We start from the raw sequence: 24716 nt of genomic DNA, 5'->3' as shown, positions 1-24716 counted from the left end.
TCTGCTTTGCGGTCCGGGTGTCGATCGGGCGCGGTATGCCCCCGGGCCCATGGATGGCGCAGCGCCTGCCATATGATCGGATATATACCGTTATCTTATTCCTTCGGAAACGATCTGCCGCGGCGGCGATATCACCCAGCAGGGACTCAGCGGCCGTGGTGGTCGCTCAGCACCCTGCGAAAGGTCAGGCTGATACGCAATCCTGGCAGGCAACGTGGCAGCAAGGCGTGCTGCAGCCGTTCCTGGGTGCCGTGTCCCATCACCAGCAGGCTGCCATGGGGCAGCCAGACGTTAAAGGCCGGGGCCTGGCGGTTCTTCCAGCGGAAACGCAAGGGGCGCTCGGCGCCCAGGCTCAGCGCGGCGATCAACGGTGCGTGGCCCAGTTCGGGTTCATCATCGCTGTGCCAACCCATGCGCTCCTCCCCGGTGGCGTAGCGGTTGAGCAGCACGCTGTTGAAGCGGGCCTCGAGGCCTGTGGTGGCCAGGGCGGTGATTGTCCGCTCGCGCAGCTCGGCCACGGCGGGATGCCAGGGGTCGGGCAGGAATTCACGGCCGGAATAGCGATAGCTTGCCTCGGGGGCCCCCATCCAGACCTGCTGGCGCGGGATGGGGTGCTCACGACCGAAGAGGCGCAGGGCAGGACGCTGCCAGGCGAGCTCGGCATCGAGGATGGCGAGCAGTGCACTGGCATCAGGCGCCTCCAGCAGGGGATCCATGAGCCATATGGGCGGGTCGGTCAGCAGGGTCTCGATCGGCATGATCCAAGCATGCCACGGTGGCGCTCAGCCGGCGAGGGCCAGGCTGCCCCACGCGAACAGCAGCCCGATCAGCCCTCCGGCGAGCACGTCGCTGGCGTAGTGCAGGCCCAGCCCCACCCGGGAGAGGGCGATCAGTATCACCAGTGGCACTAGCCAGGGGGCCAGCCAGGGCAGGTGGCTCGAGGTCAGGGTCAGGAACATCACGGCATGCATGCTGTGGCCGCTAGGGAAGCTGTAGCGATCCCGCGCCGGCGCTTGCCGGCTGACGTTGCCCACGAAGGTGATGAAAGGGCGTTCACGACACAGCCGCGTCTTGAGCAACCGGTAGACGCCGATTGCGATCAGGGCGGTCAGGGAGTACTGGAGCAGGTATTGCCAGCCCGCCTCGGGATGCAGCAGGGGCAGGGCAGCAATCAGCGCCACCCAGGCCGGCCAGTCGCCCAAGCCGCTGGCCAGGCGCAGGGTGAACAGCCAGGGGCGGTAGAGGTTATAGCGGCCCAGGCGTCGACAGAGCTGCCATTCGAGCATGTCGAGGTGTTCAAACATGGTAGGGATGTGCGGTCGCATGGCGATTCTCCCGGGCATCCTCGAGGGTGGAGAGGAAGGTGTCGGTGATGGCGGGCCAGGTGTAGTCGAGAGCCCGGCTGCGGGCGGCTCGTCCCAGCCGTGCCCAGCGGGCAGGGTGCTGACAGAGCGCCACGGCGGCGTCGCGGAAGCCGGCCTCGTCGCCGGCGCACAGCGAGAGGCCGTTGTGGCCATCGTCGATCAATTCGGCGCCGGCGGCGTGACGAAAGGCGATCACTCCCAGGCCGCTGGCCATGGCCTCCAGCAGCACGTTGCCCCAGGTCTCCGAGAGTGAGGGAAACAGGAACAGGTCGGCGCTGGCGTAGTGCCGGGGCAGCGCATCGGGCGACACGAAACCGGTGAAATGGGCTTCCGGCAGGCTGCGCTCAAGGGAGCGCCGGGAGGGTCCGTCGCCGATGATGACCAGGCGCAGCTCGGGATGGGCGGCCCGCATGGCACGAAAGCTGTCGCGCAGCAGGTCGAGGTTCTTCTCCGGGGCCAGCCGGCCGACATGCAGCGCCACCGGAGTGTGCGGACCCGCGCCCCAGCGGCTGCGCAGGGCCTCGTCGCGGTGGCCCGGGGCGAAGCGCGTGCCATCGATCCCGCGGGCCATGCAGCGCAGCCCCTGGAAGCCGCGTCGCCTCAGGTCATCGCGCCGGGCGTGGGTCGGCACCAGGGTCGCCGCGCAGCGGTTGTGAAAGGCGCGCAGGCGCGCCTCCACGAGCGGTGCCAGCCAGGGGAGGCCGTAGTCCCGGCAGTAGTGGTCGAAGTTGGTGTGCCAGCCCGCGACCACCGGCAGCCCGAGGCGGCGTGCGACTCGCTGGGCGGACCAGCCCAGTGGCCCCTGGGTGGCCAGGTAGACGACATCGGGCGGCGTCTCGCGCCACCACCTGGCGATATGCTTTCCGCTGGGCAGGCCGAGGCGGACCTGGCGATAGCCCGGTACGGCCAGTCCCGGGACCTGAAGCTCGTGGGCCACGCCTGCGGCGGAACCCGGTACCGACGGTCGCGGACGGATCAGCTGCAGGCAATGGCCGCGGGCGAGCAGCTCGCCACTCAGTTGTGCCAGGGTATGAGCGACGCCGTTGACCTCGGGCGTCCAGGTCTCGCTGACCAGACAGATGCGCATCACCATCCTCGTCGCAGGTGGGCTTGCGCCCAGTTGCCACAAGGATGATGGAAGCAAATGACAGGTCGGCGACAGGCGGGTTAAGAGGGCATGTCAGCGCAGCACGCCACGAGGGTTCACCGGCTTGCCCCCGTGGCGCAGGTCGAACAGCAGGTCATGGCGCTCGGTGGCGTTGCTGTAACCCACCTCGCAGAGCGCCGCGCCACGCGCCACCGCCTGGCCATTCTTGACCAGCAGTCGATCGCACAGGGCATAGACGCTCTGCAGGTTGTCGGGGTGGTGGACGATCACTACCTTGCCGAGCTGGCGCATGCTGCCGGCATAGCGCACCTCACCGGCGGCCACGGCCTTGGCCCGCGCGCCTGCGTCGGTGGCCAGCAGCATGGGTTGCAGGGTGCCGCGACTGTCGGTGCCGTAGGGCCGCACGATGCGATAATCGTCCAGCGGCCAGGGCCAGCGGCGCGCCGAGCTTGGCAGGCTGCTTGGGTCCGGCAGGCTGGCGCGGCGGGGTGATGCGGTGCCTGTCGAGCCTGTGCCGTTGCTGCTCGCCGGGCTCGTGGCGCTGCGTGCGCTCCCCGAGGAGAGGGGGACGCTGATCAGTTGGCCCACCGCCAGGCGAGTGGGGGCGACCCCCGGGTTGGCGGCCTGGAGTCGCGAGGCGTCGGTGCGAAAGCGACGGGCGATACTCGAATAGGTGTCTCCGGAGCGTACCTGGTAGCGGTAGGGCCCCCGGTAGGGCGCGCGTTCACGCCGGGTCGGCATCAGCAGGCGCTGGCCCACCGCCAGGCGCCTGGCATCGACGCCGGGGTTGAAGCGCTGCAAGCGCTCCAGGGGGACGCCGCCACGCCGCGCCAGCTCACCCAGGGTGTCGCCACGCTGCACGATGACCCAGCCGCCGACGCGGGATGCCTCGGCCGCATCCCGCGTCGCCCTCTCAGCCTGTTGTGAGGCGCAGCCGGTCAGCAGCAGCAGCAGGACGCTCAAAAGTGCGAGAGCCGTTCGTCCTTTTGGTGCCAAAGCGCATTGATCCATGTGTGGAAGCGTTCCTTGTCGCTAGCGTTATCCTGGTAGTTGCCGCCCGGCATCCACTCCTCGATAGGCAGGAGGCGGGTGTGCATGACGATGCGATCCTCGCGCCCGCACAGGTACCCCCAGAAGGTGGGGCGTGGATTGTCGTAATGGAGGGTGACATCGAGGATGCCGGCGAGCTGGTCGCCGAGGAGACTGAGGACCTGGGCGACGCCTCCGGCGCGTGGCTTCAGCAGATGCCGGTAGGGCGAGTCCTGGGTGGCGAGCTTGGCCGGGGTGAAGCGGGTGCCCTCCACAAAATTGAAGATGGCGATGGGCATCTCATGGGCGCGTTGGCACATGCGCTCCGTGGCCTGCTGGTCGCGCCGGGCCAGGTGCGGGTGGCGGGCACGCTGCGCGGCGGTCATGCGGCGCATGAAGGGGAACTCCAGTGCCCACCAGGCCAGGCCCACGATGGGAATCCAGATCAGCTGTCGCTTGAGGAAGAAGCGAGGCATGGGGATGCGCCGATGCAGGGCGAAGAACAGCACGAAGATGTCGGTCCAGCTGCGATGATTGGAGAGCACCAGCCAGCCGTGCTGGCGCGAGAGGCCCTCGGGGAGCTCGATCTCCAGGCGCGGCCTCAGCCAGTGCCGCATCCACCACAGGTTCAATCCGATCCAGTTGAGGGCGATGGCGTTAAGCAGCCTGAGCACCGCCAGGCGCAGGCGGTGGCCCGGCGTGACCAGCTTGACCAGCGTCAGCAGCAGCAGGGGAAGGCCCCACAGCAGGGTGGTCAGGGTGAGCAGTAGCAGGCTGACGATGCCCCTGAGGGTCGACATGCCGATCTCCATGGGTGGCGTGGGGAATGTCGGCAATGCTAAAGGATCCCCCGACGCCTGCCCAGCGTGCACCACCAATGCGCGGTCTGCTGCACGGGCGACTAGGTTGTGGCCGGGTCTGCGGTTGACGCCTCCCCTTGACTCGCCGGGGGCGTGCCCAGGGTGTCGAGGATCACCTCGCGGAGTGCCAGGGCCGCGGTGGAGAGCTCGCCATGTGTGAGGATGCCCACGTCGCGCTGGATGGCGGGGGCCTCCAGTGTCAGGCAGCGCGCGCCGAGCTCCTCCATCTGGCCGCGGCACAGCGAGGGCACCGCGCTGACCCCCAGTCCGCTGGCCACCATGCGGCCCACGGTGGCCAGCTGATGGCTCTCGAAGGCGCTGGGCAGTGCCAGGCCTTCCGCTTCCAACTGCTGCTCGAGCAGGCGGCGTACCATGGAGGGGCGCTGCAGGGCGATGAAGTCGTGGGTGAGCAGCATCTCCCAGCGTAGAGTCGCGTGTCCGGCCAGCAGTGAGCGGGGCGGCACCACGGCGACGAAGCGGTCGTTGAACAAGGGCGTGAAGGTGAGGCTGCCCACGGCCTCGGGCTCGAAGGCGATGCCCAGCTCCACCTGGCCATTGCGCACCATCTCGATCACCTGCTCGTTGATGACGTCATGCACGGTGACATTGATGCGCGGGTAGCTCCGTCGAAACGCCATCAGGGCCGGGGGCAGCAGGTTGCCGGCGAAGGAGGGCATGGCGGCGACCCCGAGCCGACCCATCTGCAGGGTGAAGCGCTGGCGCATCAGTTCCTCGGTGTTGTCCCACTCGGCCAGCAGTCGCTTGGCCAGCGGGACCAGGGACTCGCCTTCGGGCGTCAGCCGTACGCTGCGCGTGCTGCGCGTCAGCAGGCGTCCGCCCAGGCTCTCCTCGAGCCCCTTGATGGCCAGGCTCAGCGCTGGCTGTGAGAGGTGCAGGTGCTCGCAGGCCTGAGTGAAGCTCAAGGCGCTGGCCACGGCAAGAAAGGCGCGTAGCTGCTTGACGGTCATGTTGGCTACTCCGGAGCGGATATGCGACCAAGGTTCAATTTATAATGCTTTTCAATAAAACGATAAGAAAAACAAACTTAACAAATATATCGCCAGGGCCAACACTATGCACCACATGTCTTCACAGACACGCTACTCTTCCTGAGTACTTCAGCCCACAACAACTCGAGGCGTGATATGGCCGGATTCGACAAGCGCGTTAACTCCTATGCAGAGGCGATGGCAGGCATCGACAACGGCATGACGGTCGCTGCCGGTGGCTTCGGTCTCTGTGGCATCCCCGAGAACCTGATCGCCGAGATCAAGCGACTCGGGGTCAGGGATCTCACCGTCATCTCCAATAACTGCGGCGTGGACGGCTTTGGCCTGGGAGTGCTGCTGGAGGACAAGCAGATCTCACGCATCTATGCCTCCTACGTGGGCGAGAATGCGCTGTTCGAGCAGCAGATGCTCAACGATGAGATCGAGGTGATCCTGACGCCCCAGGGCACCCTGGCCGAGAAGATGCGCGCCGGCGGCGCCGGCATCCCCGCCTTCTATACCGCCACGGGCTACGGCACGCCCATCGGCGAGGGCAAGGAGGTGCGCGAGTTCAACGGGCGCCACTACATCCTCGAGGAGGCGTTCCACGCCGATTTCGCCATCATCAAGGGCTGGAAGGCCGATCGCTTCGGCAACGTGGTCTATCGCGATACCGCCCAGAACTTCAACCCGATGGCGGCGACCTGCGGCAAGATCACCGTGGTCGAGGTCGAGGAGATCGTCGAGCCGGGCGAGCTGACGCCCGATCAGATCCACACCCCGGGGATCTACGTCGACCGCATCATCCAGGGCTCCTTCGAGAAGCGCATCGAGAAGCGCACCGTGCGCGAGGCGTGATCTCCTCGCTGCTGGCGTTTCTCACCGACCGTTTCTCATCGAATAAAGAGGCAAGAAGATGGCACTGACTCGCGAACAGATGGCAATGCGCGTGGCGCGTGAACTGGAAGATGGCTTCTACGTCAACCTGGGCATTGGCATCCCCACCCTGGTGGCCAACTATGTCCCCGAGGGCATCGACGTGATGCTGCAGTCCGAGAACGGCCTGCTCGGCATGGGGCGCTACCCCACCGAGGAAGAGCTCGATCCGGACATGATCAACGCCGGCAAGGAGACCGTCACCGCCCGGCCGGGCGCGGCGATCTTCTCGTCGGCGGAATCCTTCGCCATGATCCGGGGCGGCCACGTCGACCTGACCGTACTGGGGGCCTTCGAGGTCGACCAGAACGGCAACATCGCCTCGTGGATGATCCCTGGCAAGTTGATCAAGGGCATGGGCGGCGCCATGGATCTGGTGGCCGGTGCAGAGAACATCATCTGCACCATGACCCACGCCTCCAAGCATGGCGAGTCCAAGCTGCTTGAGTCCTGCAGCCTGCCGCTGACCGGCGCCGGCTGCATCAGCCGGGTGCTGACCGACCTTGCCTACCTGGAGATCAAGGACGGTGCCTTCCACCTCAAGGAGCGCGCCCCGGGTGTCTCCGTGGAGGAGATCAAGTCGCTGACCGCGGGCAAGCTGGTGGTGCCCGACCACGTGCCGGAGATGACCTTCGACTGAGGCGGGACACTTCCCGCTCCTGCCCGCGGCCCGGACGTCAAGCGTCCGGGCCGTGTGCGTTCGGAGATGGCGATTTTATGACCATCGCGCCAGGTGGCCCATGGTGAGCGGCGTGGGCGGCAATGTTGCACAGCGTTATCCACAGATACTGTGGATGAGAGGTCAGGAGAGTTGGCAGCGGGTGTGGTGGGGCAGCAGCAGTTCGACCACTCGCTCCTGGTGGGCGCTGACCGACTTCTGTACCAGTGCGATGCCGCCGGTCTCGATGCGGTGCTCGTCTCCCGCGGCGAAGGGCTGCCGTCGCGAGCCCGTCGGGTAGAAACGATAGTCGACCAGCGGCGAGATGGGGAAGAGGCCGTGGTGGCGATCGTCGGTGCCGGCGAGCCCAGCCTCTTCCATTCCCCTGTGCAACTCCTCGAGGGGGGCTTCGAGGTGCTGGCAGTCATAGCCGGCATGGTGCAACCGCGGCCCGTTGACGGCGAGCAGGGCAGCCAGGGGATGCGCCTGGTGCAGGGCCTGGTAGCTCTCCCAGTCAGGCATCGGCCAGGGCCGCCCCTGGCATAGGCTGATGGCGCCACGGTGGGCGGATTCGGGGGCCTCGTCGACAAGCCCCTCGAGCAGGGCTCTGGGCCGCCTGGCCAGGGTGCCCATCTGGAGTTCGGCAACGGCCAGCCAGGGGCCTGCGTCTGGCGGTGCCAGCAGGTTGACCAGCAGCCCGCGGTCGGCCATGGCATGGCAGTGCCGGATGCTGTAGCCGAAGTGCGCAAGCGATGGCAGCAGGGCATCCATGCCATGCTGGCGGTGATTGAGGGTCAGCAGGGCCAGGTATTCCACCGGGGCATCCAGCGGCCAGAGCCGTAGCCCGGCGATCTCCGGATGCTGGTGGATAAAATCCAGCCATAGCTGCTGAATGAACTCTTCCCTCTGCATCGAACATGCTTCCCTTGTCGTCGTGACTGGCGGGAAGTATAGGCATCGATGGCAGGAGGGCTTTCAACGCCCGGACCACGCTGCCGAACGTGGGGCAGGGTCAATGGGGCTGGGCGACGGCCAGGAGAGCCCGTTCACGCACGTACTGATCGAACTCCGAGAAGCCGCCGATGGGTGTGGCATCCAGGAACACCTGGGGCACGGTGTGCACGGTCTGGCCGACCTTCTGGGTCAGGTCGGCCTTGGTCAGCCCCTCGGCATACATATCGAGATAGCGATAGCCCTCGATGGCCCCGGCGGTCTCGAGGCGCTGGGCAAGGTCCTTGGCGAAGACGCAGAAGGGGCAGCCTGGGCGGCCATAGATGGTGACGAACATGGGCTCTCCTTGGCGCCGGGGGCGCTGGCTGGAATGATGATGGCGTCGTATTGTCCGTGATAGCGGGCGTCCTGGCCAATAGGCCCTGGCGAGCCGGGCGATTGGCAGCCGCTATGGCTACTGGGCCCGGCGGCTCGCGGCGCCTATACTGGCGCCGCCCGACATCATGGAGAGACTCATGCATGCCCTGACTCCGGAGCAGTATCAGCGCCTGCGGCGGCTTGGCGAGGCCTGGACCGCCAGCCACCTGCGCGAGGCCAAGTCGCTGCCCCATTTCAATCCACGGCTGGCCGCCGATGCGCTCTGTTTCCAGTGCTGTCGCCTGCCCGGGCACGGCGAGCAACTGGTGGGTGCCCTGGTCACACCGGTATCGCTGTGGCTGGTGATGCTGCCCGCCGACGAGGCCGAGCCCGTGCCCCCCTGCGGTGAGCGCTGCACGCTGTCGCTGCCTTCGGGGCGCTACCCCATGGAGGCCGTGGCGCTGGGGGAGTCGCTCGGCTGCTGGCGCCTGGTGCTGCTGGATGATCTCGCCGATGTCGCCACGCGACAGGATGCCAGCCGCCTTGCCCAGCAGTTGATGGAGCGGGTGATGGTCCCCGCCCAGGAGCCCGGCGAGGGTTCTCCTCGCGAAGGGTGACGCTACGCCGATACCCCCTTATGCTGTTGGCTCTGTGTATTTCGACAATCTACATCAGCATGCATCAGCAAGGAGTCGCCAATGTCAGCGCCCGTCACCCCCCGCGTCGCCCTCGTCACCGGTACCAGCAGTGGTATCGGCGAGGCGGTGGTGCGTCACTTCTGTCGCCTCGGCCACCAGGTGCTGGCGGTGGACTTCAACCCCGCTGGCCGTGAAGTGGCGGAGGAGGCCGGTGCCAGTTTCTTTCAGGCCGATCTCACGGACGGGGAAGCCTGCAAGGCCGCCGTTGCCGATGCGGTCAAGCGCTTCGGGCGCGTCGATATCCTGGTCAACAATGCCGGCATCCAGCATGTCTCGCCCATTGAGGAGTTTCCCGAGGCGAAGTGGCGCCAGATCATCGACCTGATGCTGACCGCTCCCTTCCTGCTGAGCCAGGCGGTCTGGCCCTCCATGCGCGAGAATGGCTGGGGGCGCATCGTCAACATCGCCTCGGTGCACGCTCAGGTGGCCTCGCCGGGCAAGTCGGCCTATATCAGTGCCAAGCATGGCATGATCGGCCTGACCAAGACCGCGGCGCTGGAAGGGGGGAGCCAGGGGATTACCGCCAATGCCATCTGCCCCGCCTATGTGAAGACCCCGCTGGTCGACAACCAGATCGCCGATCAGGCGAAGTTGCACGGCATGCAGGAGCAGGAGGTGATCGAGCAGGTCATGCTCAAGAATGCCGCCATCAAGCGCCTGATCGAACCCGGCGAAGTGGCCGAGCTGGTGGCCTACCTGGCCTCCGACGCGGCCGGTGCCGTCACCGGTGCCAGCTGGAACATCGACCTGGGGTGGACGGCTCAGTAAGGGGCCGGTTAGCGCCGCACCGGCCGCTTCTGCAGCTTGCGTTGCAGGGTGCGGCGGTGCATGCCCAGGGCGCGAGCGGTGGCGGAGATATTGCCGTCGTGCTCCTGTAGCACCTTCTGAATATGCTCCCAGGCGATGCGGTTGATGGAGGGGGGCTGTTCGGCCACCTCGATCTGCGGGTCACCATCATCCTTGTCGAAGGCGGCCAGCACCTCGTCGGCATCGGCCGGCTTGCACAGGTAGTTGACCGCCCCCAGCTTGATCGCTTCCACGGCCGTGGCGATGCTGGAGTAGCCGGTGAGGATCACCACCCGGCACTCCGGCACCACCTCCAGCAGCTCCGGCAGCAGCTTGAGCCCAGACTCATGCTCGAGCTTGAGGTCGAGGGTGGCCAGGGTGGGGCTGTGCTGATGGGCCAGGGAGAGAGCCTCCTGGGCGTCCCGGGCGACCACCACCTCGTAACCGCGCCGGGTCATGGCACGGTCAAGCACGTGGCAGAACATCTCGTCGTCGTCGATGATCAGCAGGCGTTCGGGACTCTCTTGCATGGGGGGCTCGCTCTATAGGTGGGTGGTGATAGGGCTGGATCAATCGCTGGCTTCGCTGCGAGGCAGCACCACCTCGGTCAGGGTGCCACCCTGGGGGTGGTTGTAGAGGCTGACACCGCCGCCGAAGCGGTTGATGGTGGCATGGGTCAGGAACAGGCCGATGCCCATCCCCTTGCTCTTGGTGGAGACGAAGGTGTCGCCGAGCTGGTCGGCGATACCCAGGGCGACGCCGGGGCCATGATCACGGATGTCGATCACGACCTCGTCGGCGTGCCAGTCCAGGCGGATGATGATGTCCTCCGGGCTGGCGTCGGCGGCATTGTTCAGCAGGTTGGTCAGCGCCTGCTCCAGGGTGGTGTCGACTGCCAGCCAGGGCCGCCCTCGATGCTCGGCCACCTCGAAGCGGTGACTGACATCCGGGCGCAGTACCAGCCAGCGCTGGATCACCCCAGCCAACCACAGCTCGGCATCGGTGATCTGTGGTTCGCCCATGCGACGGCGGTCGGCGCTCTCCACCAGTTGCTGCAGCCGCAACTTGCAGGTATCCACCTGCCGGCGCAGCAGCTCGATATCCTTCTGCAGCATGGGGTTGTCCCCGAACTCCTCGCGCATCTCGGAAAGCAGCACCGCCATGGTGGAGAGCGGGGTGCCCAGCTCGTGGGCGGTGCCCGCGGCCTGGGTGGCCACGGCGAGTACCTGCTCGTTGCGCAGGGCGGCCTCGCGAGTCCGCGACAGCGCCTGTTCCCTGCTGCGCAGGGCGTGGGCCATCTTGTAGATGAAGAAGGTCACCAGGCCCGCCGAAAGGGCGAAGTTCAGCCACATGCCCAGCACGTGGAGGTTGAGGCTGGCGGTCGGCCCGTGGCCACCGGTCAGCTGGGGCACCGGGTGATGGAAGGCCAGCAACGCGCTGTAACCGAGCATGGAGGTGGCGGCGATGATCCAGGCGCAGCGCCAGGGCAGGGTGGCAGCGGCGATTGTCACCGGTACCAGGTAGTAGGTGATGAAGGGGTTGCTGGCACCGCCGGTGAAGTAGAAGAGCAGCGTCAGGCCGGCAACATCGGCCAGCAGGTGGAGCAGGTATTCGCCGTCGGTGACCGCGCGGTGGCGCCCCAGGCGCCACCAGGTCGCCAGGTTGATCACCGCCATCACCAGCACCACGCCGATCACCGCGGTGACTTCGAGCTCGAAGCCCAACACCTCGACGCCGAAGATGATGGCGGCGAGGAAACCGGTCCAGGTGATGCCGCGCACGATAGTCAGGCGCACCAGGTTGCGATTGGGGGTGGAAAGGGGCAGTGGCTGGGTGGTCGGCATGCTGACTCCTTTTCGACCGCCACATGATAGCGCGCCTGTGGCGTCGGGTGGCGTGTCCGACCTACATTTCAGTCCGGCGAGGGCGTAGAATAGCCGCCAAACTCCTCTCTCGACCCCGCGCTGCTCTCCTCGAGTACAAGGTTGAGTACAAAATTGGCGAACCCAACGCATGTCAGACCAGAAACAGGCCCATGAGACAGGGCTTCGACGCACTTTCGCGATCATCTCCCACCCCGACGCCGGCAAGACCACCATCACCGAGAAGATGCTGCTGTTCGGCAATGCCATTCAGATGGCCGGTTCCGTCAAGAGCAAGCGCAGCGATCGCCACGCCACCTCCGACTGGATGAAGATGGAGCAGGAGCGCGGTATCTCGGTGACCACCTCGGTGATGCAGTTCCCCTATGGCGGGCGCATCGTCAACCTGCTCGATACGCCGGGTCACGAGGACTTCTCCGAGGACACCTACCGCACCCTGACCGCGGTGGACTCGGCGCTGATGGTGATCGATGGCGCCAAGGGCGTCGAGGAGCGCACCATCAAGCTGATGGAGGTGTGCCGCCTGCGCACCACGCCGATCCTCACTTTCGTCAACAAGATGGACCGCGACATCCGCGACCCCATCGAGGTGATGGACGAGGTCGAGGAGGTGCTCAATATCCAGTGCGCGCCGATGACCTGGCCGATCGGCATGGGGCGTCACTTCAAGGGCGTCTACCACCTCTACAACGACACCCTTCACTTGTACACCCAGGGCCAGGGCCACCGCATCCCCGAGGACAGGCGTATCGAGGGGCTCGACAGTCCCGAGGTGGACGCGGTGCTCGGCGAGGACCAGGCCGAGGAGTTGCGCATGGAGGTCGAGCTGGTGCGCGGGGCCTCCCACGCTTTCGATCTCGAGGCGTATCGCCGTGGCGAGCTGACCCCGGTCTACTTCGGTACCGCCATGGGCAACTTCGGGGTACGCGAAATGCTCGACGGCTTCGTGGAATATGCGCCGCCGCCGCAACCTCGTGAGACCGACACGCGGGCCGTGGAGGCCGAGGATGGTCGCTTTACCGGCTTCGTGTTCAAGATCCAGGCCAACATGGATCCCAATCACCGCGACCGCATCGCGTTCCTGCGCGTCTGCTCGGGCAAGTACGAAAAGAACATGAAGATGCGCCATGTGCGTATCGGCAAGGACGTCAAGATCGCCGACGCCCTGACCTTCATGGCGGCGGACCGCGCCCAGGTAGAGGAGGCCTGGCCCGGGGACATCATCGGCCTGCACAACCACGGCACCATCCAGCTCGGCGACACCTTCACCCAGGGCGAGGAGATGCGCTTCACCGGCATCCCGCACTTCGCCCCGGAGCTGTTCAAGCGCGTGCGCCTCAAGGACCCGCTGAAGATGAAGGCGCTCCAGAAGGGCCTGCAGCAGCTCTCCGAGGAGGGGGCCACCCAGGTCTTCATGCCGCTGGACAACAACGACCTGATCCTCGGTGCCGTGGGTACCCTGCAGTTTGACGTGGTCGCCCACCGCCTCAAGGAGGAGTACAAGGTCGACTGTATCTACGAGGGGGTGAACGTCAACACCGCCCGCTGGGTCTACTGCGAGGATGCCAGGAAGCTGGAGGAGTTCAAGCGCAAGGCGAGCACCAACCTGGCCATCGATGGGGGTGGCTACCTGACCTACATCGCCCCCACGCGCGTGAACCTGCAGATGACCCAGGAGCGCTGGCCGGAGATCCGCTTCCAGCCGACCCGGGAGCACTGATAGCGTGGCGGAACGTCGCCGGATCGCTCAGGGCTGATCCGGCGGCGGCTCTTCGAGGAGGCGCTGTAAACCCGTCCCTGGGCGCTACATTTGCCATCCATGGCAAATGACCTCCTCTTCGACCCGCCCCCGGCGCCCTTCGCTGCAGGCACTCGGCAAGGGTGATGTTCCCTTGCTCCTTGCTCCTTGCTCCTTGCTCCTTGTAGCTTACGCTCATGCTTATCGACTCTCACTGCCATCTGGACTTCCCCGACTTCGATGCCGACCGCGACGCGGTGATCGCGCGGGCCAGGGCAGCGGGCGTCGGCCATTTCGTGGTGCCGGGCACGACGCGCAAGGGCTGGCCCGGCGTGCTGGCGCTAGGGGCACGCGATGACGTCAGCGTCTGCCTGGGGCTTCACCCGTACTTCATGCAGGAGCACGCCGAGGGGGATAGCGAGGCGCTGGCGCAGGCGCTGGACGATCATCCGGAGGCGGTGGCGATCGGCGAGTGCGGCATCGATGCCCGCCTCGACGCGCCCCTGGACGCCCAGTGGCGGCTGTTCGATGCTCAACTACGCCTTGCCAAGGCGCGTGCGCTGCCGGTGGTGATCCACTGCGTGCGCGCCAACGATCAGGTCGCCAAGCGGCTGCGCCAGCTCGACCTGCCTGCCGGTGGGCTGATCCACGCCTTTGCCGGCTCCCCGGAACAGGCCAGCAAGTTCCTCGACCTCGGCTTCGTGGTCGGTCTCGGCGGGGCGCTCACCCATGAGCGTGCCAAGCGACTGCAGCGCGCAGCGGCCAGCCTGCCGGATGACGGCTATGTGCTGGAGACGGACAGCCCCGACATGCCGCTGGCCGGCCACCGGGGAGAGCGCAACGAGCCCGCCCGGGTAGCCGAGGTGTGCCGCGTCGTCGCCCAGTTGCGGGGACAGGAGCCGGAGGCGGTGGCGGCGAACAGCACCGCCAACGCCCGCCGGCTCTTTCGTCTATGAGAGGTTCGCCTGTGAGGGGTTTGCCTGTGAGGGTCGACTCCCTCAGGTGCCGGCGGCCAGGTGCTCCGGGTCGAGGCGCTCGACGGGGTAGGGCAGCTTCAGCAGCTTGAGCGCCTGCCCCGCCACGTTCAACGCACCGATATCCTCCTTCGTGCTCATTACCACCAGCACCTCGACCTGGTCGTAGGCGTCGAGCTCGGCGGCGATCACCTCGCCCACCGTCTTGTCCTGAGCGTCCTGTACCGGGGAGCCAATTTCCGGCAACACGCTGCCATCGAGCAGGCCGCGCATCAGGCGGCGCTTTACCTGGCCGCGGAAGTGGGCGCGTGCGACCACTTCCTGACCGGTGTAGCAGCCCTTCTTGAAGCTGATGCCACCCAGCGCCTCCCAGTTGATCATCTGCGGCAGCAGGGCGTCGCGGTGATGCGAGGTGAGCCAGCCGAGGCCCGCCTGGATATCGTGCAGGCTCCAGACTGCGTTGCCCACCGGCGTGGCCTGCTCGGTCAGGGTCTGCCAGACAGCCATCGCCCGCGCTATGGGGAGGATGGCCAGCAGGCGCGGGCGTGGCCCCGGGTGGGCCAGCAGCTGAGTGTCGGCATCGCCGGCCTGGTGCCAGATCGCCGGGGGGGCGATACCCAGACGCACTTCCGCCAGGGCCCTGGCCGCCTGGCCGATCAGGCCGATCAGGGCCAGGTCGCTGCGGGGCTTCAGCTCGACCTTGTAGAAGGGGGCGAACTTCTTCAGGTGCTCGGCCAGGGAGTCGACCAGGTCGCGGTGCAGGATCAGCCGGTAGTGGCCCTCGACCACGCGCAGCAGTTGGGCGTTGGCCAGCATCCGCCCCTTGGGGGTGCAGAAGACGGTCAGCGGTGCGATGGCGCCATCGACCAGGTTGAGCTGGGCGCTCGCCTGGCCCTGCAGGAACTTCTCGGCATCGGCGCCCACCACATCCAGCACACCGAACTGCAGGAGCGGTGTCACCACCGTGGCATCCAGGGCCTGACGTGCGGCATCCTGTGTGTCGAAGGTGATGTGGTCGTCGGCGAGCGTGCGTGCGCCCAGCTCGGTGATCCAGTCCTGCATGGGAAGCCTCGTCGTGTCAGGGAAAGGGTCGGGATATCCAAAGACATGCGGGCGCCGCCGCGACATTGCAACCGCTGCCGGCCCGGGTGGCCCATGCTAGACTCCCGGGTTCATCCATGCCAGGCAAGCCAGGAGTCACGTCATGGCCCACCAGTCGCTGAGTTTCGAGGGTGTCACCGACGCCGATCAGGTCAATCGCATCACCACCGCGTTGATGATGCTCGATGGCGTCGATAGCGCCGAGGTGGGGCGCCACGGCGCCGAGGTGGAGGGTCGCGCCCGGCGGGAGGCGATGATCAAGGCGATCGAGGCCCTGAGGCTACCGATCCAAGTCAGGTGAGCAGGGAGTATCCGTGTGAAGAAGAGCATTGAGATCCAGAGCGTACGCAACCATATCTTCCGTCAGCGGGTCGAGCTCGACGGTTTTGAGGACCTGTTCGTGGATGTGCCGGTAGCCTACGGTGGAGAGGGGACGGCCCCCGACCCCCACGACTACTTCGACCTGTCGCTGGGGGCCTGCAAGGCGATCACTTCGATGATGTATGCGCGGCGCAAGCAGTGGCCCCTGGAGGGCATCAGCGTCAAGGTGCACCGCGACGATAGCCAGGAGCGCCGGGGCACCTATCGGCTGGACGTCGAGATGACCTTTCACGGGATCAGCGACCCGGAGCAGGTCGCCCGCCTCGAGGAGATCAGCGACAAGTGTCCTATCCACCGGCTGATGACCGCCTCCACGGTGGAGGTAAGCACCCGCGCCGTGATCCCGGCCTGATCCGGGGACTGACTTCGCGCGGCCGCTGCGTCAGCCGCCACACCAAACCGGAGACTCCATGAGCAAGCCCTTTCGCCTCGCCTCGAAGTTCCAGCCCGCCGGTGATCAGCCATCGGCCATCGAAGGCCTGGTGGGGGGGCTGAAGGCGGGGCTGGCCCACCAGACCCTGCTCGGGGTGACGGGCTCCGGCAAGACCTTCACCATGGCCAACGTGGTCGAGCGCCTGCAGCGCCCGACCATCGTCATGGCGCCCAACAAGACCCTGGCGGCCCAGCTCTACGGCGAGTTCAAGGCGTTCTTCCCCGACAACGCGGTGGAGTACTTCGTCTCCTACTACGACTACTACCAGCCCGAGGCCTATGTGCCCTCGTCGGACACCTTCATCGAGAAGGACGCGTCCATCAACGACCATATCGAGCAGATGCGCCTCTCCGCTACCAAGGCGCTGCTCGAGCGTCGCGACGCCCTGATCGTGGTCTCGGTCTCCGCTATCTACGGCCTGGGCGACCCCGACCAGTACCTGAAGATGCGACTGCACTTCACGCGGGGCGAGCTCATCGACCAGCGCAAGCTGCTGCGCCGGCTGGCGGAGCTGCAGTACACCCGCAACGACATGGACTTCAAGCGCGGTACCTACCGGGTGCGCGGTGACGTTATCGATATCTTCCCGGCCGATGCCGAGGACGAGGCGGTGCGCGTCGAGCTGTTCGACGACGAGATCGATTCGATCCGGCTGTTCGATCCGCTTACCGGCGAGGTGCGAGGTGAGGTGCCGCGCATGACCATCTATCCCAAGTCGCACTACGTGACGCCCCGGGAGACGATCCTGGGGGCGATCGACGAGATCAAGGCGGAGCTCGTCGAGCGTCTCGCGTGGCTCAGGAAGCACGAGCGGCTGGTCGAGGCCCAGCGGCTGGAGCAGCGCACCCTCTATGACATCGAGATGATGCTGGAGCTCGGCTACTGCAACGGCATCGAGAACTACTCCCGCTACCTCTCGGGACGCAACCCCGGGGAGCCGCCGCCCACCTTCTTCGACTACCTGCCCGACGACTCGCTGCTGTTCATCGACGAGAGCCATGTCAGCGTTCCCCAGGTGGGCGGCATGTACAAGGGCGACCGCTCGCGCAAGGAGACCCTCGTCGAGTATGGCTTTCGGCTGCCCTCGGCGCTGGACAACCGCCCGATGAAGTTCGCGGAGTGGGAGGCGATCTGCCCCCAGACGATCTTCGTCTCCGCCACCCCCGGTCCCTACGAGGCCGAGCACGCCGGCCGGGTGGTCGAGCAGGTGGTGCGCCCCACCGGCCTGCTCGACCCGGAACTGGAGGTGCGTCCGGCCACTACCCAGGTTGATGACCTGCTCTCCGAGATCCATCTGCGGGCGGGGGCCGGCGAGCGCGTGTTGGTGACCACCCTGACCAAGCGCATGGCCGAGGACCTCACCGAGTACCTGGACGAGCACGGCGTGAGGGTGCGCTACCTGCACTCCGATATCGATACCGTTGAGCGGGTCGAGATCATCCGCGACCTGCGCCTGGGCAAGTTCGATGTGCTGGTCGGCATCAACCTGCTGCGCGAAGGCCTGGATATCCCCGAGGTATCGCTGGTGGCGATCCTCGACGCCGACAAGGAGGGCTTCCTGCGCAACGAGCGCTCGCTGATCCAGACCATGGGGCGTGCCGCGCGCAACGCCCATGGCAAGGCGATCCTCTACGCGGACCGGGTCACCGACTCCATGCGTCGCGCGATGGACGAGACGGAACGCCGGCGCGCCAAGCAGATCGCATTCAACGAGGAGCACGGCATTACCCCGACCACGGTGACCCGCTCGGTGGCGGATATCCTCGAGGCGGCCCAGACACCGGGGAAGAGGGGCAAGGGGCGTCGCGGCGAGCGCAAGGTTGCCGAGCCGGCCGGCGCCTACGATCCCGCCGATCTCTCGCCCCAGGAGCTGGTCCGCGAACTCACCCGGGTCGAGGACGCCATGTTCGAGGCGGCCCAGAACCTGGAGTTCGAGGAGGCCGCCCGGCTCCGCGATCGTTTGCATGAGCTCAAGGAGCGCCAGTTGGTGCTAGGAGCGGTGTAGTGGTGGCAGGGCAGGGAGTCTTTTACCCAGCTTTATACCGTTATCTTTCTTTCGCTTCTCACCCAGGCACGCCCGAGCCTCGCCATGTCGGCAACGGGATGAGTAGGCTATAATGCGCGCTGTTTGAGTCCGCCTCACCGGCCAGCAGGCCGGCATTCGAGCGGGCAAGCCGACAACGCCAAGGAGCCCCTTGCTGATGACCGTGATTCGCCAGGACGATCTGATCCAGAGCGTCGCCGATGCCCTGCAGTACATCTCCTACTACCACCCCAAGGACTTCATCGACGCCATGGCCCAGGCCTATGAGCGCGAGGAGAACCCGGCGGCCAAGGATGCCATCGCCCAGATCCTGATCAACTCACGCATGTGCGCCATGGGCCATCGCCCGATCTGCCAGGATACCGGCATCGTCACGGTCTTCCTGCACGTCGGCATGAATGTGCGCTGGGATGCCGAGATGAGCCTGGATGACATGGTCAACGAGGGGGTGCGTCGCGCCTACCAACTGCCCGACAACGTGCTGCGTGCCTCGGTGCTGGCCGATCCTGACGGCGCCCGCAAGAATACTGGCGACAACACGCCGGCGATCATTCACCACAAGATCGTCCCTGGCGATACCGTCGAGGTCCACGTGGCCGCCAAGGGCGGCGGTAGCGAGGCGAAGTCCAAGTTCGCCATGCTCAACCCCTCCGACAGCGTGGTCGACTGGGTAATGGAGCAGCTGCCGAAGATGGGCGCCGGCTGGTGCCCGCCCGGTATGCTGGGTATCGGCATCGGTGGCACCGCCGAGAAGGCAATGGAGATCGCCAAGGAGGCACTGCTCGACCCCATCGATATCCAGGAGCTGCAGGCGCGGGGCGCTTCCAACCGCGCCGAGGAGCTGCGCCTGGAGCTGTTCGATAAGGTCAACAAGAGCGGCATCGGCGCCCAGGGCCTCGGCGGCCTGACCACGGTGCTCGATATCAAGGTCAAGGACTACCCGACCCATGCGGCCAACAAGCCGGTGGCGATCATCCCCAACTGTGCCGCCACCCGCCACGCCCACTTCACCCTGAACGGCTCCGGTCCCGCGGCACTGCCGGCACCGAAGCTGGAGGACTGGCCGGAGATCACCCGCGCGGCGGGCGACAACGTCAAGCGTGTCGACCTCGACAGCGTGACTCCCGAAGAAGTGCAGACCTGGCAGCCCGGCGACACCCTGCTGCTCAACGGCAAGCTGCTCACCGGCCGCGATGCCGCCCACAAGCGCATGGTGGACATGATCGCCAAGGGTGAGCCGCTGCCGGTGGATCTCAAGGGCCGCTTCATCTACTACGTGGGCCCGGTGGACCCGGTGGGTGACGAGGTGGTCGGCCCGGCCGGCCCGACCACCGCCACCCGCATGGACAAGTTCACCCGTACCATGCTCGAGGAGACCGGCCTGCTGGGCATGGTCGGCAAGGCCGAGCGCGGACCGGCGGCGATCGAGGCGATTCGCGACAATCGCGCGGTCTACCTGATGGCGGTAGGGGGTTCCGCCTATCTGGTCGCCCAGGCGATCAAGAAGTCCCGCGTGGTGGGCTTCGAGGATCTGGGCATGGAGGCCATCTACGAGTTCGAGGTGGAGGACATGCCGGTCACCGTGGCCGTGGACAGCCAGGGTACCTCGGTGCACCAGACCGGGCCCGCCAAGTGGAAGGAGATCATCGCCGAGCGCGCGTGATCCCGGCGCTGCAGGCATTACCGCGGCCCCGCCACCTGGCGGGGCCGCGGTCGTTTGGGTATGCTGCAAGGCACTGTTTCTGCGAGGGATACACATGACCTCCTGGCTCATCGCCCTGGCCATCTTCATGGTGCATCTGCTGGGCTTCGTCTCGGCCGTGCTGGCCTTGATGTCGAGCCGCACGTCCCAGGGCGCCATCGCCTGGATCCTCTCGCTGATCACGCTGCCCTATGTGGCGGTGCCCGCCTACTGGGTGTTCGGTCGCCCGCGTTTCTACGGCTATGTGTCGGCCCGCGGCGAACGCGACAACGTGCTGCGGCGCGTGCTGGCCCGCTACCGCTCCCAGGTCGAGCCCTTCCTCGCCGATGCCCAGGACCCCGATATCCGCGCCGTGGAGCAGTTGGCCCAGATGCCGTTGACCAGCGGCAATCGTGCCGAGTTGCTGATCGATGGCCAGGCCACCTTCGACAGCCTCTTCGCCGGCATCGACCGCGCCAAGGAGTATGCCCTGGTGCAGTTCTTCATCGTGCGCAACGATGCCCTGGGGGTCGAGCTCAAGCGGCGCCTGCAGCGCGCCGCCGAGCGCGGGGTGCGGGTCTACTTCCTCTACGACGAGATCGGCAGCCACAAGCTCAACGAGGGCTACCTGCGCGACCTTGCCGAGGAGGGCGTCGAGGTCAGCGCCTTTCGCTCCTCGCGCGGCTTCCGCCACCGCTTCCAGCTGAACTTTCGCAACCACCGCAAGGTGGTGGTCATCGACGGCAAGGAGGGCTGGGTGGGCGGCTTCAACGTGGGGGTGGAGTACCTTGGCGAGCACCCCCGCCACGGTCCCTGGCGCGATACCCACCTCAAGCTGACCGGACCCAGCGTGCTGGGGCTTCAGGAGGCCTTCTGGGAGGACTGGCACTGGGCCACCGGTGAGCTGATCCATCTGGCCTGGCAGCCCACGGTGACCTGCGAGGAGTGCCACAACGTGGTGATCGTCCCCTCGGGGCCGGCCGACTCACAGGACACCGCCAGCCTGCTGGTCCAGCACGCCATTCACAGCGCCCGGGCACGCTTCTGGGTCACCAGCCCCTATTTCGTTCCCGACCAGGGGGTACAGGATGCCCTGCGCCTGGCGGCCATGCGTGGCGTCGACGTACGCATCATGATGCCCGAACACCCCGACCACCTGCTGGTGTTCCTGTCGGCCTTCTCCTTCCTGCCCGATATGCTGCGTGCTGGCGTCAAGGTCTATCGCTACCAGCCCGGGTTCCTGCACCAGAAGGTGATGCTGATCGATGACGCCGCGGCCAGCGTCGGCACGGTCAACCTCGACAACCGCTCCTTCCGGCTCAACTTCGAGATCACCGCCTTCCTGCCGGACCGCCAGTTTGCTGCCGAGGTGCGCCTGATGCTTGAGAAGGACTTCAGCGACTGCCGCCAGATCGCTATCGAGGAGATCACCTCGCGGCCGCTGTGGCGCAAGCTGGTCTCCCGGGCCGCCTACCTGCTGGCTCCGATTCAGTGATATATTAAACGCTTGCGATGACCGGCGTGGCCGGCCATTACGCCCACCTCGGATCGGGAGTCGCGGTGAACCTCGAGACCAAGTGGCTGGAGGACTTCGTTGCCCTGGCCAACACACGCAGCTTTTCCGCCTCGGCGCGTCAACGTCATGTGACCCAGCCCGCCTTCAGTCGCCGCATCCGCTCCCTGGAGCAGACGGTGGGCGCCACCCTGGTGGACCGCTCCACCACCCCAGTCGGGCTGACTCCGGAAGGGCAGCTCTTCCTGGTCACCGCGCGCAACCTGGTCGAGCAGCTCAACGAGAGCCTGGGGCATCTGCGTGGCCTGGCCATGGCCAACGAGGCGCTGGATATCGTCGCCGCCCACTCCCTGGCGCTGAGCTTCTTCCCGCCCTGGATCTCGCGCCTGCAGCAGGGGGTCGGCGAACTGCCCACTCGCCTGGTGGCCATGAACGTGGGCGAGGCGATCCACGTGCTGCGCGAGGGCAACTGCGACCTGATGCTCGCCTATCACGACTCCCACGCCACCATGCAACTCGACTCCGAGGTCTTCCCCTCCTTCTCCATCGGCCAGGTGAAGATGCTGCCGGTCTGCCTGCCGGATGAGGACGGTGAGCCGCGCTTCCCCCTGCGGGGGGAGGAGTCGATTCCCTATCTCGCCTACACCCAGGGCGCCTTCCTGGGGCGCAGCGTGCGCATGCTGCTCAAGAACGACCCACTGCGCCTGCGCCTGCGTACCGTCTACGAGACGGCCATGGCCGAGGGGCTCAAGGGCATGGTGATGCAGGGCATCGGCATGGCCTGGATCCCCGACTTCTGCATCCGCGAGGAGCTCAAGAATCGACGCTTGGTGCGCGCCGGTGACGAGAAGTGGGATATCCCCCTGGAGATCCGTCTCTATCGCTGCTCGCTGGTCCACAAGCCCGGCGTCGAGAAGCTCTGGAAGCAGATGCAGAAGCTGCCGCGCGATTTCCTCCAGGCTTGAGCTAACCGCCGAAGTCGGCGGGCAGCCCCAGGAAGTCCTGGATGATAAAGAAGTGGTCCTCGAAGAGACTCTCCGGGTCGAGGTCGGCCAGCGCCACCCAGCGCGCGTGGTCACCGCCCTGGACCGGCTTCAGCCGCGGCAGTTGCTGCTCGGGGCGCAGCGCGAAATAAAAGGCTTCGGCGAGGGTGCGTCCTCGCCAGCTGCGATGCGGCTCGTCGAAGAGACGCTGGCCACGCAGCGACCCCTTCAGCACCGGCTCCGGCACCTTCAGCCGCACTCGCTCACGCAGCTCCCGCAGGCAGGCATCGAGCAGGCGTTCGTGGGGGTTGATGAAGCCCCCCGGCAGGGCGTAGAGCCCCTTGCCCGGAGCGGCGGTGCGTCGCACCAGCAGCACATGCCCGGACTGCACCACCACCGCATTGACCGTGACGAAGATGGGCGGGTAGGGCGCCTGGGCCCAGGCGCTGCGGTACTGGTCGAGCAGTACCTGCTCCTCGATCAACTGGCGGTAGCCATCACCGACGCAGAAGTCGCGCAGGGTCTCGACGACACCGGGTGGCAGGTCATGGGGCGCGCCGGTGCTCAGGTAGTCGCCGGCCGAAACCATGGAGCGGAACAGGCGTTCACGGATCTGACTGGCGGAGATGCCCTCCACCAGAGGCACGCTCACCGACTCCCACTGCGGAAACAGCGACAGGTAGTAGCTGGACTGGCCACGGCTGGCACCGATCAGGCCGATGCGCGGCAATCTTGCCCCGAGGGGGCTGGCGATATCCCGCACCTTGCGCTGCACGTCGCGCACCCAGACGTCGTTGTTGTAGAGCGCATCGAGCAGCGGCACCACCGCAAGACGCTCGTTCTCCTCGGCATCGAAGGCGCTGCGCAGCATGGCGTGGCGCTCCTCGAAGCGCCAGGGGTTGCGCAGGGAGCGCGCCTGCCAGGCCGACCCCACCATCACGATCACCTTCCGGGCACGCTTCAGGGCCTGGTGGATCACTGCGAGGTGGCCCAGGTGGGGCGGCTGGAAGCGGCCGATGAAGACCAGGCAGTCGAAATCGGGGCTCTCGGAAGTGGCGTCCGTGCAAGGGCTCATTGGGGGGCCTGCTGTGAAGTGACCATTGCATTATGTTTGCGCACACAGTGACCTGCAATGCGCCCGCAGGCGTCGGCAAGACGCCCGGGGCGGGCTTTGGGTATGCTGTGGCAAAACGATTCTTCGACAGGATACAGGGAAGAGGGGGTTCGATGTTCGATCTGAGGAAGCTGACGCTCGCCCGGCTCAAGGCCGGCATGCTGTTCTGGTGGCGGGTGGTGCATGGCGCCATCCGCCTATGGCTGGAACGCAACGCCTTCAGCTACGCCGGCTCGCTGGCCTTCTACACGCTCTTCTCCCTGGCGCCGACGGTGATCATCGCAGTCACCGTGATCGGCCTGGTGTTGGGGGAGGAGGCCGCCCACGGCCAGATCGTCGCCCAACTGCAGGGCACCATGGGCCAGGACGCCGCCGCCGCCATCGAGGCCGCCGTCGCCCAGTCGCGCATCGAGGAGTCGGGGCTGCTGCCCACTCTGCTGGGTGTCGGGGCACTCGTGGTGGGTGCCACCACGGTATTTGCCCAGATGCAATTCTCGCTCAACACCATCTGGGGGGTCACCGCGCGACCCAGCGCCAACAGTGCCCTGGTGTTCATCAAGAACCGCCTGCTCTCGCTGACCGTGGTGCTCTCCATCGGCTTCATCCTGCTGGTCTCGCTGGTCCTGGGCGTGATGCTGCGCGCCACCCTGCAGGCCGCCGACAACTTGCTGCCCTATGTGGGGTTACTGACCACAGGGGCGGAGTTCCTCGTTTCGCTGGTGGTCATCGCCGCGCTCTTCGCCACCATCTTCAAGGTGCTGCCGGATGTAGTGCTGAGCTGGCGAGACGTGGTGGTGGGGGCCGTGGTCACCGCACTGCTGTTCGCGATGGGGCGCTCGGGCATCGCCCTGTATCTGTCGCATACCGCCACCGCGTCGACCTACGGCGCGGCCGGCTCGGTGGTGATGATCCTGCTGTGGGTCTACTACAGCTCGCTGATTCTGCTGTTCGGGGCCGCCTTCACCAAGTGCCACCTGCTGGCCCGGGGGAAGACGGTGGTGCCGCGCAACTCCGCGGTACTGGTGCGCCATGAGCTGCTCGATCGACACGACACCGTCGAGCCCTGAGGCACCCGGCGACGCGAACAGCAGACACAGGAAGGCCGGCGAATGCCGGCCTTCTTGCGTCGGGCCAT

General features: G+C 66.4%; 25 protein-coding genes. 13 read left to right on the top strand and 12 right to left on the bottom strand.

The annotated features are described in order from the left end of the window. Window positions 1-146: 146 nt before the first annotated feature. The 6 genes from NFH66_RS08960 to NFH66_RS08935 all read right to left on the bottom strand — a co-directional run bounded on the left by NFH66_RS08960 (window position 147) and on the right by NFH66_RS08935 (window position 5329). Entirely contained in the window at window positions 147-758 is a 612-nt protein-coding gene (locus NFH66_RS08960) for an alpha-ketoglutarate-dependent dioxygenase AlkB family protein (protein ID WP_349609982.1), read from the bottom strand. A 24-nt stretch (window positions 759-782) separates the two neighbouring features. Continuing rightward, window positions 783-1325: a phosphatase PAP2 family protein gene (locus tag NFH66_RS08955; RefSeq protein WP_349609981.1), complete on the bottom strand. Its 543-nt coding sequence runs from the start codon at window positions 1323-1325 to the stop codon at window positions 783-785. After that, the gene (locus NFH66_RS08950) at window positions 1297-2451 is read right to left on the bottom strand and encodes a glycosyltransferase family 4 protein (protein ID WP_349609980.1); all 1155 of its coding nucleotides are present in this window, start codon (window positions 2449-2451) and stop codon (window positions 1297-1299) included. The genes NFH66_RS08955 and NFH66_RS08950 overlap by 29 nt, the downstream gene beginning before the upstream one ends. A 93-nt stretch (window positions 2452-2544) precedes the next feature. Then, a complete protein-coding gene (locus tag NFH66_RS08945; RefSeq protein ID WP_349609979.1) occupies window positions 2545-3435 on the bottom strand; it encodes a LysM peptidoglycan-binding domain-containing protein in 891 nt (296 codons plus the stop codon). Beyond that, entirely contained in the window at window positions 3432-4301 is an 870-nt protein-coding gene (gene yihG, locus NFH66_RS08940) for a 1-acylglycerol-3-phosphate O-acyltransferase, YihG family (RefSeq protein ID WP_349609978.1), read from the bottom strand. Before yihG ends, NFH66_RS08945 begins: the two co-directional genes overlap by 4 nt. Before the next feature lie 101 nt (window positions 4302-4402). Then, on the bottom strand, window positions 4403-5329 hold the full coding sequence (locus NFH66_RS08935) for a LysR family transcriptional regulator (protein WP_349609977.1): 927 nt from the start codon (window positions 5327-5329) through the stop codon (window positions 4403-4405). Between the two features lie 177 nt (window positions 5330-5506). Between NFH66_RS08935 and NFH66_RS08930 the strand changes: the two genes are divergently transcribed. After that, window positions 5507-6208, top strand: coding sequence for a CoA transferase subunit A (locus tag NFH66_RS08930; protein WP_349609976.1), 702 nt, complete (start codon window positions 5507-5509; stop codon window positions 6206-6208). A gap of 58 nt (window positions 6209-6266) precedes the next feature. Beyond that, window positions 6267-6926 carry a CoA transferase subunit B gene (locus NFH66_RS08925; protein WP_349609975.1) on the top strand — a complete coding sequence of 220 codons (660 nt, stop codon included), beginning with the start codon at window positions 6267-6269 and terminating at the stop codon, window positions 6924-6926. Window positions 6927-7088: 162 nt separating this feature from the next. On the opposite strand, the gene NFH66_RS08920 is transcribed toward NFH66_RS08925, so the two are convergent. Both NFH66_RS08920 and NFH66_RS08915 read right to left on the bottom strand, forming a co-directional pair. After that, the gene (locus NFH66_RS08920) at window positions 7089-7856 is read right to left on the bottom strand and encodes a VOC family protein (RefSeq protein ID WP_349609974.1); all 768 of its coding nucleotides are present in this window, start codon (window positions 7854-7856) and stop codon (window positions 7089-7091) included. A gap of 100 nt (window positions 7857-7956) precedes the next feature. Continuing rightward, a complete protein-coding gene (locus NFH66_RS08915; RefSeq protein WP_349609973.1) occupies window positions 7957-8232 on the bottom strand; it encodes a GrxA family glutaredoxin in 276 nt (91 codons plus the stop codon). Between the two features lie 178 nt (window positions 8233-8410). Between NFH66_RS08915 and hybE the strand changes: the two genes are divergently transcribed. After that, complete coding sequence (hybE, locus tag NFH66_RS08910) at window positions 8411-8869, top strand: [NiFe]-hydrogenase assembly chaperone HybE (RefSeq protein WP_349609972.1); 459 nt, start codon at window positions 8411-8413, stop codon at window positions 8867-8869. An 81-nt stretch (window positions 8870-8950) separates the two neighbouring features. Then, a complete protein-coding gene (locus NFH66_RS08905; RefSeq protein WP_349609971.1) occupies window positions 8951-9718 on the top strand; it encodes a 3-hydroxybutyrate dehydrogenase in 768 nt (255 codons plus the stop codon). 8 nt (window positions 9719-9726) lie between these two features. Here NFH66_RS08905 and NFH66_RS08900 read toward each other — a convergent pair whose 3' ends face one another. Next, window positions 9727-10266, bottom strand: coding sequence for a response regulator transcription factor (locus tag NFH66_RS08900; protein ID WP_349609970.1), 540 nt, complete (start codon window positions 10264-10266; stop codon window positions 9727-9729). Between the two features lie 39 nt (window positions 10267-10305). Then, a complete protein-coding gene (locus NFH66_RS08895; RefSeq protein ID WP_349609969.1) occupies window positions 10306-11580 on the bottom strand; it encodes an ATP-binding protein in 1275 nt (424 codons plus the stop codon). Window positions 11581-11749: 169 nt separating this feature from the next. Between NFH66_RS08895 and prfC the strand changes: the two genes are divergently transcribed. Then, a complete protein-coding gene (gene prfC / locus NFH66_RS08890; protein WP_349609968.1) occupies window positions 11750-13339 on the top strand; it encodes a peptide chain release factor 3 in 1590 nt (529 codons plus the stop codon). A 215-nt stretch (window positions 13340-13554) separates the two neighbouring features. Beyond that, window positions 13555-14313: a TatD family hydrolase gene (locus tag NFH66_RS08885; RefSeq protein ID WP_349609967.1), complete on the top strand. Its 759-nt coding sequence runs from the start codon at window positions 13555-13557 to the stop codon at window positions 14311-14313. Between the two features lie 42 nt (window positions 14314-14355). On the opposite strand, the gene ygfZ is transcribed toward NFH66_RS08885, so the two are convergent. Beyond that, complete coding sequence (ygfZ, locus tag NFH66_RS08880) at window positions 14356-15393, bottom strand: CAF17-like 4Fe-4S cluster assembly/insertion protein YgfZ (protein ID WP_349609965.1); 1038 nt, start codon at window positions 15391-15393, stop codon at window positions 14356-14358. A gap of 142 nt (window positions 15394-15535) precedes the next feature. Between ygfZ and NFH66_RS08875 the strand changes: the two genes are divergently transcribed. From NFH66_RS08875 to NFH66_RS08850, 6 genes are all read left to right on the top strand, one after another. Next, a complete protein-coding gene (locus NFH66_RS08875) occupies window positions 15536-15733 on the top strand; it encodes a hypothetical protein (RefSeq protein WP_161432179.1) in 198 nt (65 codons plus the stop codon). A gap of 15 nt (window positions 15734-15748) precedes the next feature. After that, a complete protein-coding gene (locus NFH66_RS08870) occupies window positions 15749-16165 on the top strand; it encodes an OsmC family protein (RefSeq protein WP_349609962.1) in 417 nt (138 codons plus the stop codon). 58 nt (window positions 16166-16223) lie between these two features. Then, window positions 16224-18251 carry an excinuclease ABC subunit UvrB gene (uvrB, locus tag NFH66_RS08865; protein WP_349609961.1) on the top strand — a complete coding sequence of 676 codons (2028 nt, stop codon included), beginning with the start codon at window positions 16224-16226 and terminating at the stop codon, window positions 18249-18251. A gap of 196 nt (window positions 18252-18447) precedes the next feature. Beyond that, window positions 18448-19953 (top strand): fumarate hydratase, encoded by a 1506-nt coding sequence (locus tag NFH66_RS08860; RefSeq protein WP_349609959.1) that lies wholly within the window; start codon window positions 18448-18450, stop codon window positions 19951-19953. A 94-nt stretch (window positions 19954-20047) separates the two neighbouring features. After that, the gene (gene cls / locus NFH66_RS08855; protein ID WP_349609957.1) at window positions 20048-21466 is read left to right on the top strand and encodes a cardiolipin synthase; all 1419 of its coding nucleotides are present in this window, start codon (window positions 20048-20050) and stop codon (window positions 21464-21466) included. 65 nt (window positions 21467-21531) lie between these two features. Continuing rightward, a complete protein-coding gene (locus tag NFH66_RS08850; RefSeq protein ID WP_349609955.1) occupies window positions 21532-22449 on the top strand; it encodes a LysR substrate-binding domain-containing protein in 918 nt (305 codons plus the stop codon). Window position 22450: 1 nt separating this feature from the next. Here NFH66_RS08850 and NFH66_RS08845 read toward each other — a convergent pair whose 3' ends face one another. Beyond that, entirely contained in the window at window positions 22451-23542 is a 1092-nt protein-coding gene (locus NFH66_RS08845; RefSeq protein WP_349609953.1) for a bifunctional nicotinamide-nucleotide adenylyltransferase/Nudix hydroxylase, read from the bottom strand. Between the two features lie 152 nt (window positions 23543-23694). Between NFH66_RS08845 and NFH66_RS08840 the strand changes: the two genes are divergently transcribed. After that, window positions 23695-24648, top strand: a complete 954-nt coding sequence (locus tag NFH66_RS08840; protein ID WP_349609951.1) for a YihY/virulence factor BrkB family protein — start codon at window positions 23695-23697, stop codon at window positions 24646-24648. The last annotated feature ends 68 nt before the right edge of the window (window positions 24649-24716 follow it).

This window comes from Halomonas sp. H10-9-1 (assembly GCF_040147005.1).
GTDB lineage: Bacteria > Pseudomonadota > Gammaproteobacteria > Pseudomonadales > Halomonadaceae > Halomonas.
Note: the sequence above shows the minus strand (reverse complement) of the source record. Positions and strands in the feature narration are given on the sequence as shown.